Origin of the sequence: Nocardioides sp. NPDC057577 (genome assembly GCF_042801335.1) — a bacterium.
Lineage (GTDB): Bacteria > Actinomycetota > Actinomycetes > Propionibacteriales > Nocardioidaceae > Nocardioides.
The window spans coordinates 14,397-31,206 of record NZ_JBHVGB010000056.1; the positions used below are offsets into that span (position 1 = coordinate 14,397).

15 protein-coding genes are annotated in these 16,810 nt (G+C 69.3%); 10 read left to right on the forward strand and 5 right to left on the reverse strand.

Annotated features, from left to right (window positions below; translation table 11 throughout):
• Window positions 1-7 precede the first annotated feature (7 nt).
• Window positions 8-1,255, forward strand: coding sequence for an RNA polymerase sigma factor (locus ACFU7D_RS13600; RefSeq protein WP_378867802.1), 1,248 nt, complete (start codon window positions 8-10; stop codon window positions 1,253-1,255).
• A 65-nt stretch (window positions 1,256-1,320) separates the two neighbouring features.
• Here the strand turns inward: ACFU7D_RS13600 and ACFU7D_RS13605 are convergent, their stop codons facing one another.
• A complete protein-coding gene (locus tag ACFU7D_RS13605; RefSeq protein WP_378727408.1) occupies window positions 1,321-1,728 on the reverse strand; it encodes a RidA family protein in 408 nt (135 codons plus the stop codon).
• Between the two features lie 88 nt (window positions 1,729-1,816).
• Window positions 1,817-2,428 (reverse strand): TetR/AcrR family transcriptional regulator, encoded by a 612-nt coding sequence (locus ACFU7D_RS13610; protein WP_378867804.1) that lies wholly within the window; start codon window positions 2,426-2,428, stop codon window positions 1,817-1,819.
• Between the two features lie 184 nt (window positions 2,429-2,612).
• On the opposite strand from ACFU7D_RS13610, the gene ACFU7D_RS13615 reads away from it, so the two are divergent.
• From ACFU7D_RS13615 to ACFU7D_RS13640, 6 genes are all read left to right on the forward strand, one after another.
• Window positions 2,613-2,975: a YciI family protein gene (locus ACFU7D_RS13615; RefSeq protein WP_378867806.1), complete on the forward strand. Its 363-nt coding sequence runs from the start codon at window positions 2,613-2,615 to the stop codon at window positions 2,973-2,975.
• Window positions 2,976-3,044: 69 nt separating this feature from the next.
• Complete coding sequence (locus ACFU7D_RS13620) at window positions 3,045-4,976, forward strand: M3 family metallopeptidase (protein WP_378867808.1); 1,932 nt, start codon at window positions 3,045-3,047, stop codon at window positions 4,974-4,976.
• 114 nt (window positions 4,977-5,090) lie between these two features.
• Entirely contained in the window at window positions 5,091-5,903 is an 813-nt protein-coding gene (locus ACFU7D_RS13625) for a hypothetical protein (RefSeq protein WP_378867810.1), read from the forward strand.
• 224 nt (window positions 5,904-6,127) lie between these two features.
• Window positions 6,128-7,396, forward strand: coding sequence for a mechanosensitive ion channel (locus ACFU7D_RS13630; protein ID WP_378727413.1), 1,269 nt, complete (start codon window positions 6,128-6,130; stop codon window positions 7,394-7,396).
• 208 nt (window positions 7,397-7,604) lie between these two features.
• Window positions 7,605-8,441 (forward strand): PadR family transcriptional regulator, encoded by an 837-nt coding sequence (locus tag ACFU7D_RS13635; protein WP_378867812.1) that lies wholly within the window; start codon window positions 7,605-7,607, stop codon window positions 8,439-8,441.
• A gap of 85 nt (window positions 8,442-8,526) precedes the next feature.
• A complete protein-coding gene (locus ACFU7D_RS13640) occupies window positions 8,527-9,624 on the forward strand; it encodes an N-formylglutamate amidohydrolase (RefSeq protein WP_378867814.1) in 1,098 nt (365 codons plus the stop codon).
• Here the strand turns inward: ACFU7D_RS13640 and ACFU7D_RS13645 are convergent.
• Together ACFU7D_RS13645 and ACFU7D_RS13650 are read right to left on the reverse strand one after the other, a co-directional pair.
• Window positions 9,621-10,970: an anaerobic C4-dicarboxylate transporter family protein gene (locus ACFU7D_RS13645; protein WP_378867817.1), complete on the reverse strand. Its 1,350-nt coding sequence runs from the start codon at window positions 10,968-10,970 to the stop codon at window positions 9,621-9,623. The two genes, ACFU7D_RS13640 and ACFU7D_RS13645, sit on opposite strands and share 4 nt — an antisense overlap.
• 105 nt (window positions 10,971-11,075) lie before the next feature.
• On the reverse strand, window positions 11,076-12,308 hold the full coding sequence (locus ACFU7D_RS13650; protein WP_378867819.1) for a low temperature requirement protein A: 1,233 nt from the start codon (window positions 12,306-12,308) through the stop codon (window positions 11,076-11,078).
• 37 nt (window positions 12,309-12,345) lie between these two features.
• Here ACFU7D_RS13650 and ACFU7D_RS13655 point away from each other — a divergent pair, with 37 nt between their 5' ends.
• Window positions 12,346-13,020 (forward strand): SIMPL domain-containing protein, encoded by a 675-nt coding sequence (locus tag ACFU7D_RS13655; protein WP_378867821.1) that lies wholly within the window; start codon window positions 12,346-12,348, stop codon window positions 13,018-13,020.
• On the opposite strand, the gene ACFU7D_RS13660 is transcribed toward ACFU7D_RS13655, so the two are convergent.
• Window positions 12,978-14,168: an ROK family protein gene (locus ACFU7D_RS13660; RefSeq protein WP_378867823.1), complete on the reverse strand. Its 1,191-nt coding sequence runs from the start codon at window positions 14,166-14,168 to the stop codon at window positions 12,978-12,980. The two genes, ACFU7D_RS13655 and ACFU7D_RS13660, sit on opposite strands and share 43 nt — an antisense overlap.
• 107 nt (window positions 14,169-14,275) lie before the next feature.
• On the opposite strand from ACFU7D_RS13660, the gene edd reads away from it, so the two are divergent.
• Window positions 14,276-16,156, forward strand: coding sequence for a phosphogluconate dehydratase (edd, locus tag ACFU7D_RS13665; protein ID WP_378867825.1), 1,881 nt, complete (start codon window positions 14,276-14,278; stop codon window positions 16,154-16,156).
• Window positions 16,149-16,778 carry a bifunctional 4-hydroxy-2-oxoglutarate aldolase/2-dehydro-3-deoxy-phosphogluconate aldolase gene (gene eda / locus ACFU7D_RS13670; protein WP_378867827.1) on the forward strand — a complete coding sequence of 210 codons (630 nt, stop codon included), beginning with the start codon at window positions 16,149-16,151 and terminating at the stop codon, window positions 16,776-16,778. The genes edd and eda overlap by 8 nt, the downstream gene beginning before the upstream one ends.
• The last annotated feature ends 32 nt before the right edge of the window (window positions 16,779-16,810 follow it).

The window sequence follows — 16,810 nt, forward strand, 5'->3', positions numbered from 1 at the left end:
ACCGCCGTTGACGGATATTGACGAGGCGATCACCCGGACCCACCACGAGGAGTGGGCTCGGGTGGTCGCCAGCCTCACCAAGCGCTTCGGCGACCTCGACATCGCCGAGGAGGCCGCGGCCGAGGCGTTCACGGTCGCAGTCGAGCGTTGGCCGCTCGATGGCGTACCCCCCAACCCGGGCGCCTGGCTCACCACCACCGCCAACCGCCGCGCGATCGACCGGATCCGCCGCGAGTCCAAGCGTGACGACAAGCAGAAGGAGGCCGTCGCGATGCACGATGACACCCCGCACGAGCCTCTCGGCGCCATCGAGGACGACCGGCTCCGACTGCTGTTCACCTGCTGCCACCCCGCGCTCGCGCCCGAGGCGCGGATCGCGCTGACGCTGCGCATGGTCGGCGGCCTGACCGTGCCCGAGATAGCGAAGGCCTTCCTGGTCCAGGAGACCACGATGGGCCAGCGGATCACCCGCGCGAAGACCAAGATCAAGGCAGCCCACATCCCTTACCGCGTCCCCGAGGCGGCCGACCTCCCCGAGCGTGTCTCGGGCGTCCTGGCCGTCCTCTTCCTGGTCTTCAACGAGGGCTATCTCTCCTCCGGCGACCACGAGAACTCCGTACGCGGCGACCTGACCCTCGAGGCCATCCGGCTGACCCGCCTGGTCCGTGGGCTGCTCCCCGACGACGGCGAGGTCGCCGGCCTGCTGGCCCTGATGCTGCTGATCGAGGCGCGGCGTACGGCTCGGATCTCGGCGACCGGCGAGCTGGTCCGGCTCGACGAGCAGGACCGCGGCTCGTGGGATCTCGCGCTGATCGCCGAGGGTCACTCGCTGGTGCGTGAGCGGCTCGGCGTCGTCGCCAACGGTGGCCCGCGGCCCGGGCGCTACCAGATCCTGGCCGCGATCAACGCGGTGCACACCTCGGTGCGCGACGCCCGCGACACCGACTGGTCCCAGATCGTCGCGCTCTACGACCAGATGGTTCGGGTCGACGGGTCTCCGATCGTCCGGCTCAACCGCGCGATCGCCGTCGCCGAGCTGGACGGGCCCGAGGTCGCGCTCGCCGAGATCGACCGCCACCTGGGGTCCAGCCTGGACGACTACCACGCCTTCCACGCCACCCGAGCCGATCTGCTGCGCCGGCTCGGCCGCAGCGGCGATTCCCGGGCGGCGTACGACCGGGCTATCGAGCTAGCCGAGAACGCCGCCGAGGTCGCCCTGCTGACCAGGCGAAGGGATCAGCTCGGACGGAGCTGATCTGGCGCAAGTGTCGGACTACCCCGACGACGAGGAACTTCGACCCCGAGCTGTGGATCAGCACTTCAGTCGAGGATCGCCGTGGCTTCGATCTCCACGAAGAACTCGGGGGTGAAGAGTGCTTGGACCCCGATGATCGTGATCGGCGGGGTCGGAGCGGGTAGGCCCTCCAGCTCCTGTGCTCGGGCGATGCCGGCAAGCACCTCGTCCCACATCTCCGGGACCCAGTCGACGATGTAGAAGGTCAGTCGCGCCAGATTCTCGACGCCGCCGCCCGCGCCCTTGACGCCGATGATGATGTTCTGCAGTGCCGCGTGGACCTGGCCGGCGAGGTCGGGAGCGGCTGGCTTGAAGTCCGGCGTGACACCGGCCTGCCCCGCCAACAGCATCAGTCGGGATCCGGTGCCGACGGCGACCGGTGCGTAGTCGGTCTGTTGAAGTAGTCCGTCCGGGTGCAGCAGCTCAACGGTCATTTCGATCTCTCTCCTGTGGTTTCGCACCTGCTCGTACCGGTCGGCGCGAGCGTCTCTATCACTGATAGAGACGCTCGGAGCGGAGGATCTATTCCCGCGGATGGTCCGGGACCAGAGCATCCACGACGAAGGCCACGTGCTGACGACGCAACCGCTCCTTCTCGACTTCCGGGATGTGCGCCATCGGGGTGTCGAGCAGCACCGCCGCCAGGCCGTGGCAGGCCGCCCATACGTGAAGGGCGGCGTCGTCCGCGTACGTCCGCTCGTACGCGGCCGCGACGCCGGCAACCGCCTGCTGGAGGATCTCGAAGGCTGCATAGCCGGAGCGCCCGCGTGCGGAGCCGTGGGGTCGCTCGAGCTCGTCGGCGGACGAGTTCGAGATGACTGCTCGGAACAGCCCTTCGTGGTCGCGCGCGAAGTGCAGGTAGGCGAGGCACACGGCCGTGAGCTCCTGCTGGGGAGACGGGGCGTTCTCGGAGGCGTCGCCGAGTGAGTCTGCGAGAGCTGCCGTGGCACGCCTGCTCACCGCGAGCATCAGGTCCGCGCGGTTCTTGAAGTGCCAGTAGGCCGTCGCAGCCGAGACCCCGGCCTGCCGTTGCACCTCTCGCACCGACACCGAGTCGGGTCCGGACCTGGCTGTCAGCTCGTAAGCGATATCGAGGACGCGGTTGGCCACATCAGGGGTCGTAGGAGTCGACACCGCTCTATTGTGCGCTGAGGATGAGAACGCAGCCCCAACTGAACATCGCCCCGCTTGATCCGACCGATCGCCGGGCCGCGGCTGAAGAAAACTTCGTCCGGAGCTGTCGGATCGGCATGGATGCGTTCGTAGAAGAAGTGGGTGGCGGTCACCGGACCGCCTCGGAGACGAGGAGACGAAACGAATGCCCGAGTACATGATCGCGTTCAACGACGAGTGGGTGGCCGAGCACACGACCGACCAGCTGCGGGAGAAGAGCATCGCGTCGAAGGCCGTGCTCGACGAGATGAAGGCCGCCGGGGTCTTCGTCTACGCCAACGGCGGGATCGACGCCTCGACCGCTCTCTTCAGCGTCGAGGCGGACAACGGCTCGGCCGTCTTCACCGACGGTCCCTTCGTCGAGACGAAGGAGCACATCGGTGGATTCACGGTCATCGACGTGGCCGATGACGAGGCGGCGCGCTACTGGGCCGGCAAGGTGGCGGTCTGTCTCGACTGGCCGCAGGAGGTCCACCGCTTCCCGAACGAGTATTCCTGGGACGACTGAGCCTCGACTGGTCCGACGCTTCGCCGGATCTCGGCGGCGAAGCGTTTCAGGTCGTGGCAGGCTTGCTGCATGAGTACGCCAGCGCCGCTTGCCCTGCCCGAGACCGACGCCGCGGAGACCTGGGTCAAGGAGCGTACGTCCACGACGCTGACCCATGTGCGGGAGCTGGCTGAGCAGCTGCGGACCGCGCCGCCGAGCGAGGCGATCGAGGTGCTGAGGGCCTGGGACGCGCTCTCCCTCGAGCTCGGCTCGCTCGGTGGCCTGGCCGGGCTGCTCGCCAATGTTCACCCCGTCGAGGCGGTCCGCACCGCGTGCGAGGACACCGAGGTCGAGGTCGACCGGCTGCGCACCGAGCTCACCCAGGACCAGGCCCTCTACCGCGTCTTCGCCGACCTCCCCACGGAGCAGACCGCGGCGCTCGACCCGCTGGCCGAGCGGCTCCTGGAGAAGACGCTGCAGGACTTCACCCGTGCCGGTGTCGACCGCGACGACGCCACCCGGTCCCGGCTCACCGAGATCAACGAACGGCTCACCGAGCTCAACCTCGAGTTCTCCCGGGTGAGCCGGGACGACGTACGCATCACCCTGGCCACGCCCGAACAGCTGGACGGGATGCCGGCCGACTGGCTGGAGGCGCACCCGGTCGACGACAAGGGGCTCGTGGCGATCACCACCGACTACCCCGACGCGCTTCCGGCGCGGATGTTCGTGAAGGACCCGGCGATCCGGAAGGCCGTCACCGTGGCCGGGCTCGAGCGCGGCTGGCCGCACAACGAGGCGGTCCTGAAGGAGATGTTCGCGCTGCGTCACGAGCTGGCCAACCTGGTCGGCTACGAGGACTGGCCGGCCTTCGACGCAGCGGTGAAGATGATCGGCGAAGGGCCGGCGATCCCGGAGTTCATCGACAAGATCGCCGGCGCCGCCGAGGGGCGGATGAAGCGTGACCTCGAGGTGCTCCTCGACCGCTACGACCGCGACGTCCCTGGGGCCAGTGCGGTCTCCGCCGCCGACGCGCTCTACTACGAGGAGCTGGTGCGGCAGGAGAAGTACGACGTCGACAGCCAGGTGGTGCGTACGTTCTTCGACTTCGCGAAGGTGCACCAGGGGCTGCTCGATGTCACCGGCCGGCTCTTCGGGCTGCGCTACGAGCCGGTCTCCGACGTCGTCACCTGGCACGAAGACGTGAGCGTCTTCGACGTCTATCAGCAGGACGGCGACGAGCCCCTCGGCCGGATCTTTCTCGATCTGCACCCTCGCGAGGGCAAGTACAAGCACGCCGCGCAGTTCGACCTCGCCCCCGGCGTGAAGGGCCGGCAGCTCCCCGAGGGCGTGCTGGTCTGCAACTTCTCCCGCGGTCTGATGGAGCACGACCACGTGGTGACTCTCTTCCACGAGTTCGGCCACCTGATCCACCACGTGCTCGGTGGACAGGGCGAGTGGGCGCGCTTCTCCGGGGTCGCGACGGAGTGGGACTTCGTCGAGGCGCCGAGCCAGATGCTCGAGGAGTGGGCCTGGGACGCCGACGTACTCCAGACCTTCGCCACCGACGCGGCCGGCGGGCCGATCCCGGCCGACCTGGTCGCCCGGATGCGGGCCGCGGACGACTTCGGCAAGGGCTACCACGCGCGGCAGCAGATGTTCTACGCCGCAATCTCCTACTGGTTCCACAAGGAGCAGCCCGACGACCTGACCAAGCGGCTCGAGGAGCTCCAGGCGGCCTACTCTCCGTACCCCTATCTCGCGGGCACCCACTTCTTCGCCAACTTCGGCCACCTGGGCGGCTACTCGTCGGCGTACTACACCTACATGTGGTCGCTGGTCATCGCGAAGGACCTGTTCAGCGCCTTCGACCGCGACAACCTGTTCGACCCCGAGGTGGCGGGCCGCTACCGCGACCTCGTGCTCGCCCGCGGTGGTGAGAAGGACGCCGCCGACCTGGTCGCCGACTTCCTCGGCAGGCCCTACTCCTTCGATGCGTACGCGGCCTGGCTGGTCTCCTGACGCGATCACCGACCCTGGACGGCAGCGGTTGCGATACCCGCTAGGGTACGTCCGCTGAATGTTCGTCAGCGTCGCCCGGCACTCCTCGTGCCTTCCCCCAGGCAGGTCCTTCAGATGTATCTCCGCCCGGGTCGCTCGACCCGTCTTCTCGCTCTCGCGATCCTCGGACTTCTCGGTGCCACGCTGCTCACCGCCGCTCCGGCATCTGCCAACACCGCGCCCCGGATCACCAAGGCCACGATCTCCACGTGGATGCCGGTGAAGACCGAAGGGCTCATCCAGTGGACCCCCGCGTTCTCGTACGCAGCGAGTGACGACCAGGGCGTCACCGGCTTCCAGGTGCAGCGGAAGGGCGCACCGTGGAGCACCTCTCCGACGCGCCGAGCCAAGATGAGCGCGGCCGCCTATGTGTGGCGGGCGGACGGCGCCAGCACGTGGCTCTACCCGTCCCGGACCTCGGTCCGAGGTCGCCTGGACCCCGGTGCCGTCGACTGTTTCCGCGTTCGGGCCAAGGACGCGGCCGGGTTGACCTCGGCATGGACGGGCTGGCGCTGCGCGCACGCCCCGATGCGGGCCGCCGAGACCTGGTCGTGGTGCTGCCAGCCCAACCTGATCTCGGGCCTGCACCTCGACGGGTCCGCCGACGGCCCCGACGTCGCCTACGTGTCGACGCGGTTCGGCACGCAGCGCAGCAACGGGGCGTACTGCGCCAAGGGTGTTCGCCTCCGTGTGTTCAAGGGCCCCGGTCAGGGCAAGATGAACGTCTTCCTGGGCAGCTCGAAGGTCGGCACCGTGAGCGCCTGGTCGCGCACCAGCGGATGGAAGTGGGCCACGGTGCGGCGCTCCACCGATGCGTGCGGACGAGTGCGTCTGGTTCCGCTGACCCGAGCTCCGGTGCAGATGACCCGGAACTACATGCTCTACTGACGCGGGGCGCTGACGGGCGCTTATAACACGCGTTTGGTGCGTACGAACACGAAATCCTTGTCTTGTAAAGGAATCGGTTATTTGCGTCCTATGGAGCGCCAAACTTGCGTCGTGGCTCCATCTGGACGAACGTCTCTGGAAGCAGAGGTGCCTGTTGCGCGCATCACTCGGGCTGCTCGTCGATCCCAGGCACCTTCTCAAAACCCTATTGAGGGGAGAGACAAATGGATGCCGTGAAGGACATCGACTGGGTGGGTCTCGGTGGCAAGGTGCTCGCCGCGATCGTCATCCTCGTCGTCACATGGATCATCGCGAAGATCGTCGCTTGGGCGTTCGCGAAGCTGACCTCGAAGATCCCGGTGCTCCAGAAGGCTGGGAATGACGGGGACACCATCGGCAAGAGCCTCGGTTCCGTGGCCGCCCTGCTGGTGTGGCTCTTCGGTCTGATCGCGCTGCTGGACCTGTTCGGGCTCAGCTCGGTGCTGACGCCGATCCAGGGTCTGCTCGACGGTGTGCTGGGCTTCCTGCCCAACCTCATCGGTGCGGTCTTCGTCTTCATCGTCGGCGCGCTCGTCGCCAAGGTCGTCCGCCAGCTCGTCGAGACCGCGCTCGGTGCGGTCCCGTTCGACAAGTGGCTCGGCAGCGGCAGCAAGCTCTCCGGCCAGGTCGACGCGACGGTGGGTGTGGACACCACCGCCGACTCGTACGACGCACCGGCTGCGCCCTCGGGTGCTGCCGCGCAGATCGTCAAGGTCATCGGTCTCGTTCTCTACTCGATCATCATGATCGTGGTGGCCATCGCCTCGCTGCAGATTCTCGGGATCAGCTCGATCTCGCGGCCTGCCGAGCTCATGCTCGCCATGATCCTGGCTGCGATCCCGAAGCTCATCGCCGCCGCGATCCTGCTCGGCATCGGAGTGGTCATCGCCCGCTTCGCCGCCGACGTCCTCGGTCAGCTCATCGACGGGCTCGGCTTCGACAACGCGCTCCACTCGATGGACGTGCTGCCTCAGGGGCAGAGCGCGACCCCGGCGATCACCAAGGTGATCCAGATCGGCATCGTGCTCTTCTTCGCCGTGATGGCGGCGCAGATGCTGGAGTTCCCGCAGATCACCGCGTTCATCGCCGAGGTGCTCGAGCTGGGTGGCCGGGTCATCTTCGGCGGCGCGATCATCGCTGCCGGTGTCGTGATTGCCTCGGTGCTCGCGAAGATCGTGCCCGGATCGGCGTCGCAGATCCTGAAGTACGCCACGATCGTGCTCTTCGTCGCGATCGGGCTGAGCTTCATGGGGCTTGCCGACTCGATCATCAACCTCGGCTTCGGTGCCGTGGTCGTCGGTGGTGCCGCTGCCGCGGCGCTCGCCTTCGGTCTCGGTGGTCGAGAGGCTGCCGCCCGGCAGCTGGAGCGGCTCCAGGCTGAGAGCGGTGGCACGAGTCCCGCTGCCGCGCCGACCGCTCAGAACTCGACGCCGCCGCCGACGCCCGGCGTCTGATCGCACTCACGACCCTCAGGGTCTGACTCAGGGAGCCCCCGACTGCACTGAATTGTGCGGGCTGGGGGCTCCCTTTCAAGTGGCTTGAATCGGTTGAATCCTCGGCGTAAGATCACGATATATCGCGAAGGAACGCGATCTAGTCTTCCGAGAGTAAGAGAGAAACCTGATGAGCAACAACAACCCTTGGGGTGAGTGGATCGACCAGATGGGTCGAGAGTTTGGCAAGGGCGGCCCGCGCCGCTCCCATGGCTGGCAGGGTGGTCCCGGTTGGGGCGGACCCGGATGGGGTGGCCCCGGCGGCCCCGGTTGGCAGGGCGGCCACCACGGTCGCGGTCGTGGGCCGGCCGGCCCGCCGCCGTGGATCGCGGCGCTGCTCGGCTTCGAGAACCAGCCCCCGCAGCGGCCCGGTCCCCGGGTCCGTCGTGGTGACGTACGCTCCGCGATCATCTACGTGATGGCCGAAGCGGCCGAGCAGGGCCAGGTGATCAACGGCTACCAGGTGATCCAGCAGATCTCCGAGCGCAGCTCGGGTGAGTGGCGGCCGAGCCCCGGCTCGGTCTACCCGACCATCCAGCAGCTCGAGGACGAGGGTCTCGTGGAGTCCGACGACGAGCACGGCCGCCGGGCGATCCGGCTGACCGAGACCGGCAAGACCTACGCCACCGAGCACGCCGACGAGCTGGCAGCCGTCTGGAAGCCGTTCGACAAGGCCGTCGACAATGCTCGTGAGCAGAGCCGTGGTGGCCGCGGCGGACAGGGCATGGGCGACCTCGCCGGCTTCGGGATCCTCGGTGGCGAGCTCGCCCAGGTGCTCCCGGCCGTGTGGCAGCTCGCCACCTCCGGCACCGACGCCCAGCGCCAGGCCGCCGCCGACGTCCTCGCCGACACCCGGCGCAAGCTCTACGGCATCCTCGCGGCCGGCGACGACGAGACCGTTCCCGGTGAGGGTGCGGTCACCGCCGAGCAGGTCGACGAGGTCGAGGAGAGCGACGAGACCGACGGTCCCGGCGGCCAGTCGCCCGGGGCTGCGCCCACCGCCTGATGTCTCCGATCGCTTCAGGAGTCGTACGTTTGCGCTGCTGCGCGTCGTACGACTCCTGATTCGTCTCTGAGCTAACTTCGGCTCCATGAGCGCATCTGCCCCGACTCTGATCCCAGCCGGCACGGTGTTCACGGCCGAGGAGATCACCGTCTGGGCGGATCGAGGACGGCGTACGCTCGAGGAAGCGCTCACCGAGGCCGACCTCCTGGTGAGCGCGCCGCACGCCGGAGCGGCGATCCCGGCCGAGCTCGCGCCCTACCTGGCGCCGGAGCTGACCAAGCGCCTGCAGCACGACTTCACCGACTGCACCACGGCCGCGATCGTGCGCCGCTGGGCGCAGATCGACCCACGGGTCGTGGCCGTGATCAACCCGCACCCGCGCATGGTGCGCGACCCCAACCGGGCCAAGCCCGCCGACGTGGTCGCCACGCTGCGCGAAGCCCTGGACCGGGTGGCGGCGGCCGGACGCTGGCAGCGCGTCGACCTGTCCGGCGTCGACGCGATCCGGCCGGTCACCTTCTCGTTCTTCCCGATCCTCGACGTCCCGGGCGACGCCGACGGTCTCACCCGGCTGTGCGAGGACTTCGCCCGTGTCGCCGAGCAGGGTCTCGGAGTCTACGAACGGACCCGGGACGCGCTCCTCGACCGCATGCTGGAGCGCGCATCGGACAACGGTGGCCGGGTCACCACCCTCTCCTTCCACGACACCATGAACACCACGACCACGCCGGAGGGTGCGGTCGTCGTCGCCCGGGATCCGAAGGACCGGCTCCCTGCGGTCGTCGCGCTCTCCAACCGCGGCGACGCCGAGGGGGAGTCGCGCGGCGACGACGACCGGCCGACCATGGCCCCCGCCCGCCTGCGTGCTCTCGCCGAGGCGCACCGTCGTGGTTTCGAGGTGGCGGTTGCGGATGACGTACTGCTCAATCAGCCCTACCTCGGCAGCCAGGAGATCGTCGCGGCTCGGGCCCGGTTCGCCGACTTCCACGCCGCTCATCCCGGCAGCGGAATCGTCACCGACGCGGTGCAGGCCGAGTTCCTGCGGGAGTTCCTGCTCGGGGAGCGAGCGACGGCCCAGATCCAGCGGCCCGGCACCGACTGGCCGGCGGCCGACCCCGAGCAGGTCGATCGGGTCGCGCAGGCGTGCAAGCGGGCCTGGGCCGACTACCGCTCCGGTTCCTAGAAGACGTCGACCACGGTTCCGATCACCGACCCGGCGATGATCGTCGTCACGGCGAGGATGATCGAGGGCAGCGCGAACGAGTGGTCGATGAGCTTGGTGCCGAGCTTGGTGCTGCCTGAGGTGTCGAAGTTGGCGGCGGCGATCTGCGAGCCGTTGGTGGGCAGCAGGTAGATGCCTGCGAACGCGCCGGCCCACATGCCGGAGAGCAGGCCCAGCGGCATGCCGGCGCTCAGCGCGATCGGCACGGCGGTGTTGGTCGCGGTCGACTGGCTCGTGGTGAGCACGCAGACGACGAACACGGCGAGCGCGAAGATCCAGGGTGCCTGCGCGACGAGATCGCCGATGCCCTCGCTGATGAGGTCGGTATGGGCATCGATGAAGGTGCTGGTGAGCCAGGCCAGGCCGAGGAGCGCGATCGCCGAGACCATGCCGGCCTTGAAGACCGAGGTCGTCGGCACCTCGCTCACCTTGGGCTTCGAGACCAGGATGATCACGGTGCCGACCACGAACATGATCATCGGGATGAGGTCGTTCATCTCGAGGCGGGTCTCGGCGCCGAAGGGCGGACGAAGGTCGGCGAAGAGACCGAAGAAGACGATCAGCAGCACACCGCTGAAGAAGATCAGCGCGGCGTTGCGGCCGGCTGTGGTCGCCTCCGGCAGCGTGGTCGAGGGGTCCTTGGACCTCTCACCGGTGGCGTTGCCCGGGGCGGGGATCTCGCCGGCGGCGATCTTCGCCTGGATCTCCGGGTCGTCCTTGATGTCCTTGCCGAGGCGGTTGACCACGATCGCGGACAGGACGATGCCGATGATGGCGGCCGGCAGGGTCACCATGATGATGTTGATCATCTCGAAGCCGTACGCGCTGGTGAACCCGATCATCGCGGCCATCGCCGCCGAGACCGGGCTGCAGGCGAGGGCCACGCCGGTGGCCACGACCGAGAGGGACAGCGGGCGCGAGGGCCGGATCCCGTTGGAGTAGGAGACGTCCTGGATCACCGGCAGCAGCGGGTAGAGGATGTTGGACGTCCCGGCGCCGACCGAGAAGAGGAACGAGATCAGCGGCGCCACCAAGGTGATCATCTTCGGGTTCTTCTGGATCGCCTTGGCGGCGACCGTGACCATCCAGTCGATGCCGCCGGCCTGCTGCATCATCGAGGCGGACACCACCACGGAGAGGACGATGATGATCGCCGAGGTCGGGATCGATCCGGCGGGTAGCTGGAAGACGAACACGAGCACGGCGACACCGAGGCCGCCCCACAGGCCGAGGCCGACACCGCTCGACCTCGTCCCCATCAGGATCGCGAGGATGACGACCGCGAGCTCGAGCAGGATGAGAACCACGTCCACGACGGTCCGATCTGTTGCAGGGAGAGGGGCCGTGGGGGCGGGTGGTCAAAGTTAAGCAGCGAGCAGCCTCGAGCGTGGTGAGGCGAACGCGTGTCGCGCTCAGAGCGCCTCGAGGTGGTCGACCATGTGACGGTGACCGACGGCCTCGTAGCCGACGATCGTGACCACCGGCGCCAGCGCCACGACCACGAGGCACCAGGCCACCGGCACGCCCGCGGCCGCCATCACGACGCTCGCGACGAGCACGGCGGCGGTGAGGACGACCAGGAGGATGTGGAACGGGTCGATCACGTGCATGAACAGGTTGTAGAGGAGGTAGAGGACCAAGGCGTACGCCCCGACGGGGATGGCCACGGAGAGAACCGTGCCGACCGCGCCGAGCTCCGACTTGTGCTCGATCAGGTAGGCCGCCACGTGGAGGCCGGCGCCGGTCGCCGCGATCGCGGCGAAGATCAGGATGTGTCCGTAGCCCCACAGGAACGAACGATCGCGGTGCCGCTCGAGCATGGTGGCCCAGGGGATCGTGAAGTAGGTCCACCACTGACCGAACGTCAGGCCGATGCCGGCGGCGAGCAGGAGGATCGCGTCGAGGCTCCAGCCCAGCTCCGGCTCGTGGACGATCGCGGACATCACCGCGACGGTGCCGATCACGCCCTCGCCGAGGGTGATGATCGTCAGGAGGCCATAGCGCTCGGCGATGTGGTCGGCGTGCCAGGGAGTGCCGCCGAAGCGGCGCTCGGCGATGAACGGTCCGACCAGCTCGATCACCAGGGGCACCATCATCGCCGCGAACGCGACCGTCACGCTCAGCGGCAGGATGGCGATGACGCACCAGAGCACCTGCGCGCTGAGGACGGAGACGAGGTAGACCCGGTGGGCGCCGCGACGGGCCGGATCCTGGCGCCAGGCGCGCAGCCACTGACCGCAGAGCGCGACCCGCATCACGACGTACCCGGCGATCATGAGCTCGTTGTGGAGCCGGTCGCCCTCGTGGACGCTCTCGAACATCTCCGGCAGGCCGAGGGCCATGATGATCACGCCGACCATCTGCACCATCGTGAGCAGCCGGAACGCCCAGTCGTCGGTGTCGTAGGCCGAGGCCATCCAGGAGTAGTTGATCCACGCCCAGCAGATCGCGAACGAGGCGAAGCAGAACGCCACGATCCCCGCCAGGACGTGACCCTCCGCGAGCTGATGGGCCAGCTCGTTGCCGCTCACGCCGAAAGCCACGACGAAGGTGAGGTCGAAGAGCAGCTCCAAGGGAGTCGCGGCCCGATGCTCCTCGTGCGGGTCGCGTCCGGTCATCTGGCGCAGGCGGCTGGATGCGTTCACGTGGTGAGGATAGGACGTCGGGCGTACGTTTCCTGATATGAGCGAAATCCTGATCAAGGTGCGCGGGTCGCACGCTGTCGAGGTGGCGCCGGAGCGAGGGGTGGTATCCGCCGAGGTCCGGTTCGACGGTCCCGCGCCGGAGCCGGTGATGGAGCAGCTGCGGCGTGGGCTGCACGGCGCGCGCACGGAGCTCGAGCGACTCGAGCTGGAGGGCGCGATCAAGAGGCTCGTCATCCAGCGGGCGCGCACGTCGGCCGAGCGCCCTTGGCACAAGGACGGCAAGCAGCTGCCGCTGGTGCACCGTGCCACGGTCGGTCTCTGGGCGGAGTTCGTCGACTTCGAGGCGCTGGCGACATGGGTCGGCCGCACCGCGGGCAACGAGGGTCTCCGCGTCGACCACGTCTCCTGGCAGCTGACCAAGGAGAGCCGGCTGAAGGTCGAGCGTGACGTACGTCAGGAGGCGGTGCGTCAGGCCAAGGTGCGCGCACAGGACTACGCCGATGCGCTCGACCTCGGCCCGGTCGTCGTCCGGAGCATCAACGACGTCGGCGTCAGTCACGAGGTGGCGTACGCGTCGGCGCCGATGGCGATGTCGGAGCAGGCCGGTAAGGCGTGGGGCGCGGACCAGGCTGCACCGGACCTGGCCTTCGACCCCGACGACATCACGGTCTATGCCGAGGTGGAGGCCGCCTTCACCGTCGCCGCGTCCTGACCCAACTGGGCGTCGAGGCGCTCGGGGGAGAGCAGATGGTTGATGACGACCGCGGCACAGCCGACCATGCCGGTGGAGTCGGCGTGGGTGGAGGGGACGAAGGTCAGGTCGCGGGTGGCCAGGGCGGTCGAGCGGGAGTAGACGGTCTCGCGTACGCCCGCGGTGTAGAGGTCGAAGGCACCGGCCATGTCGCCGCCGATGACGACGACCTCGGGGTTGAGCAGGTTGATCGCGATCGCCAGCACCTCGCCGAGCTGGCGGCCGGCCTCGCGCAGCAGGCCGCGGGCGATGGCGTCGCCCGCGAGCGCGGCGGCGACCAGGTCGCGGATGTGTCCCGCGGAGACGCCGGAGTCGACCAGGCCCTGGGTCAGCGCCCAGCCGGCGGCCACCGTCTCCAGGCACCCGGTGGCTCCGCATCGGCACGGGCGCTCGCCGGCGGACTCGACCCGGGTGTGGCCGATCTCGCCGACGGCGCCGGCGTGGCCGCGCAGCACCCGGCCGTCGGCGATAACCGCGAGCCCGAGGCCGGTCGACGCCTTCACGACGAGCGCGTCGTGCGGGTGCAGCCCGCTGCCGAAGAGCTCCGCGGTGGCCAGTGCGTCGGTGTCGTTGACGAGCACCAGTGGCCCGTCGGTGAGCCGGTCGAAGTAGGGGTCGAGCGCGACGCCGTCCCAGCCACGCATCACCGGTGAGTCGACCGAGACCAGGCGGACGGGGTCGACGACGCCCGGCAGACTCATCCCGACGCCGAGCACGGGCGGCTCGATGCCCTCCAGGAGCCGCTCGAGCCGGTCGGTCACGTCGGGCATGAGGTCGTCGGCGGCGATGCCGACCTCGTGGTCACGGGTGTCGCCGGCGAGCTCGCGGCCATCGAGGTCGAAGACGGCGAGCTGGCTGCGCGAGCGCCCGATGGCCACGGCCAGGACGACCCCGGCGTCGGCGTTGAAGCTCAGCGAGCCCGGCGGGCGGCCGCCGGTGGAGGCGAGCTCCTCCCCGGTCAGGATCAGCCCTGCGTCGACGAGCGCCGAGACCCGGGAGACCACAGCCGTACGCGACAGGCCGGTCGTCTTCTGCAGATCGCTGCGGGTCAGGGCGCGCCCGGAGCGCACCAGAGCGAGGATGTCGGCGGCGGTTGTCATCTCGGGCATGGGGTGAAGCGTACGCCCCTTATGTCTTTCGTGTACCAAAGATTTACTTGTATCGATCCAAAGATCGTGTCAAGGTGTGCCAAAGCACACTGTCTTTTGGAGGACCCGTGACCGCCGTATCCCCCACCGTCGCTGACGTCACCGCCCGTCTCATCGAGCGGTCCGCGGCCACGCGGGCCGACTACCTGGCCCGCATCGCGTCCGCCCGGGCGACCGGGCCGGCCCGAGGCCGGCTCGCGTGCAGCAACCTGGCCCACGGCTTCGCGGCCTCCACCGCCCCGGCGAAGGCCGAGCTCAAGGTCATCAACCCCGGCGCGAAGCCCAACGTCGCGATCGTGACCTCCTACAACGACATGCTCTCCGCACACGCCCCCTACGAGACCTACCCGCCGCTGCTCAAGGCCGCGGTCATGCGGGCCGGCGGGCTGGCCCAGGTCGCCGGCGGCGTACCCGCGATGTGCGACGGCATCACCCAGGGTCGCGACGGGATGCAGGTCTCCCTCTTCTCCCGCGACGTGATCGCGATGTCGGCCGGGATCGCCCTCTCGCACGACATGTTCGACGCCGCGCTGATGCTCGGGGTGTGCGACAAGATCGTGCCCGGCCTCCTGATCGGGGCCCTCTCGTTCGGTCACCTGCCGACCGTCTTCGTGCCCGCGGGCCCGATGTCCTCCGGCCTTCCCAACAAGGAGAAGGCCCGCGTCCGGCAGCGGTACGCAGCGGGTGAGGCCACCCGCGAGGAGCTCCTCGAGGCCGAGGCCGCCAGCTACCACTCCCGCGGCACCTGCACGTTCTACGGCACCGCGAACTCCAACCAGCTGCTGATGGAGGTGCTCGGGCTGCACCTGCCCGGCTCCTCGTTCGCGTCGCCGGACACCCTGCTGCGGGCCGCGCTCAACCGCGCCGCCGCCGCACGTGCCACCGAGCTGGCGCTCAGCGGCGGCCCGGGCATCGGCGAGCTGGTCGACGAGAAGGCGATCATCAACGCCTGCGTCGCGCTGCTCGCCTCGGGCGGCTCGACCAACCACACCCTCCACCTGGTCGCGATCGCTCGCGCCGCCGGGATCCAGCTGACCTGGTCCGACATCTCCGACCTGTCGCCGGTCGTCCCGCTGCTCACCCGGATGTACCCCAACGGCTCCGCCGACGTGAACCACTTCCACGCGGCCGGCGGTGTCAGCTTCCTGATCCGCACGCTGCTCGAGGCCGGACTGCTCCACGAGGACGTCACCACGATCCTCGGGCCGGGGCTCTCGGCCTACACCCAGGAGTCGCGGCTCACCCGCGACGGCGAGATCGAGCTGGTCGAGGGCGCCCCGGTCTCCGGCGACCTCGACGTGCTGCGCCCGGCTTCGGATCCCTTCTCGCCCGACGGTGGCCTGCGGGTCCTGACCGGCGAGCTCGGCACCGCCGTCATCAAGACCTCGGCGGTCGCGCCGGAGCACCGGGTGGTGTCCGCGCCGGCGGTCGTCTTCGACGACCAGGCCGACTTCCTCACCGCCTTCTCCGAGAAGCGCCTCGACGGCCGCGACTTCGTCGCGGTGATCCGCTACCAGGGCCCAGCAGCCAACGGCATGCCCGAGCTGCACAAGCTCACCCCGGCGCTCGGCGTGATGCAGGACCGCGGCCAGCACGTCGCCATCGTCACCGACGGCCGGATGTCCGGCGCGTCGGGGAAGGTGCCCGCCGCCATCCACCTCACCCCCGAGGCCGCGCTCGGCGGACCGCTCGCTCGCGTGCAGGACGGCGACCTGATCACCGTCGACGCCGTCGCCGGCACGCTGACGATCGGGGTCGACGCCGACGAGTTCGCGCACCGTCCGGCCACCGGTCGTGCTCCGCTCGACGCCGAGTGGCGCGGCACCGGCCGTGAGCTCTTCGCCGCCTTCCGTGCCACCGTCGGCTCAGCCGACACCGGCGCCTCCGTCTTCACCTTCGCTCCCAACCAGCAGAGCCCGATGCCTCAGGAGACCCCCGTCCATGTCTGACCTCACCTCCGCCGACCTGCTCGACCTCTCCCCGGTGATCCCGGTCGTCGTGATCGAGGATGTCGACCACGCGGTGCCCGTGGCTCGCGCGCTCGCCGAGGGTGGCGTGCCGATGGTCGAGCTGACGCTGCGTACGCCGGTGGCGCTCGACGCCATCCGGGCCATCGCCGAGGAGGTGCCGGAGGTTCTGATCGGCGCCGGCACGGTGACCACTCCCGTGCTCGCCAAAGAGGCCGCCGCGGCCGGCGCCCAGTTCCTGGTCTCGCCGGGTGCGACCCCGACGCTGCTCGGCGCGATGCGCGACACCGGCCTGCCGTTCCTGCCCGGCACCGCCACCGTCTCCGAGGCCCTCGCGGTGCTCGAGACCGGCCACACCGCGATGAAGTTCTTCCCGGCCGAGGCCTCCGGCGGCGCCAAGTACCTGGGCTCGCTGCCGTCCGTGCTCCCCGACGCGCGCTTCTGCCCCACCGGCGGCATCTCGCTCGCCACCGCCCCGAGCTACCTCAGCCTCCGCAACGTCGGCTGCGTCGGCGGCTCCTGGCTCACCCCCGCCGACGCCCTCGCCGCCGGCGACTGGGACCGCGTCACCGCGCTCGCAGCCGCCACCGCCGCCCTCCGCTGACCCAACCCCCGCCGAGTCGGCGCGTTCTAACG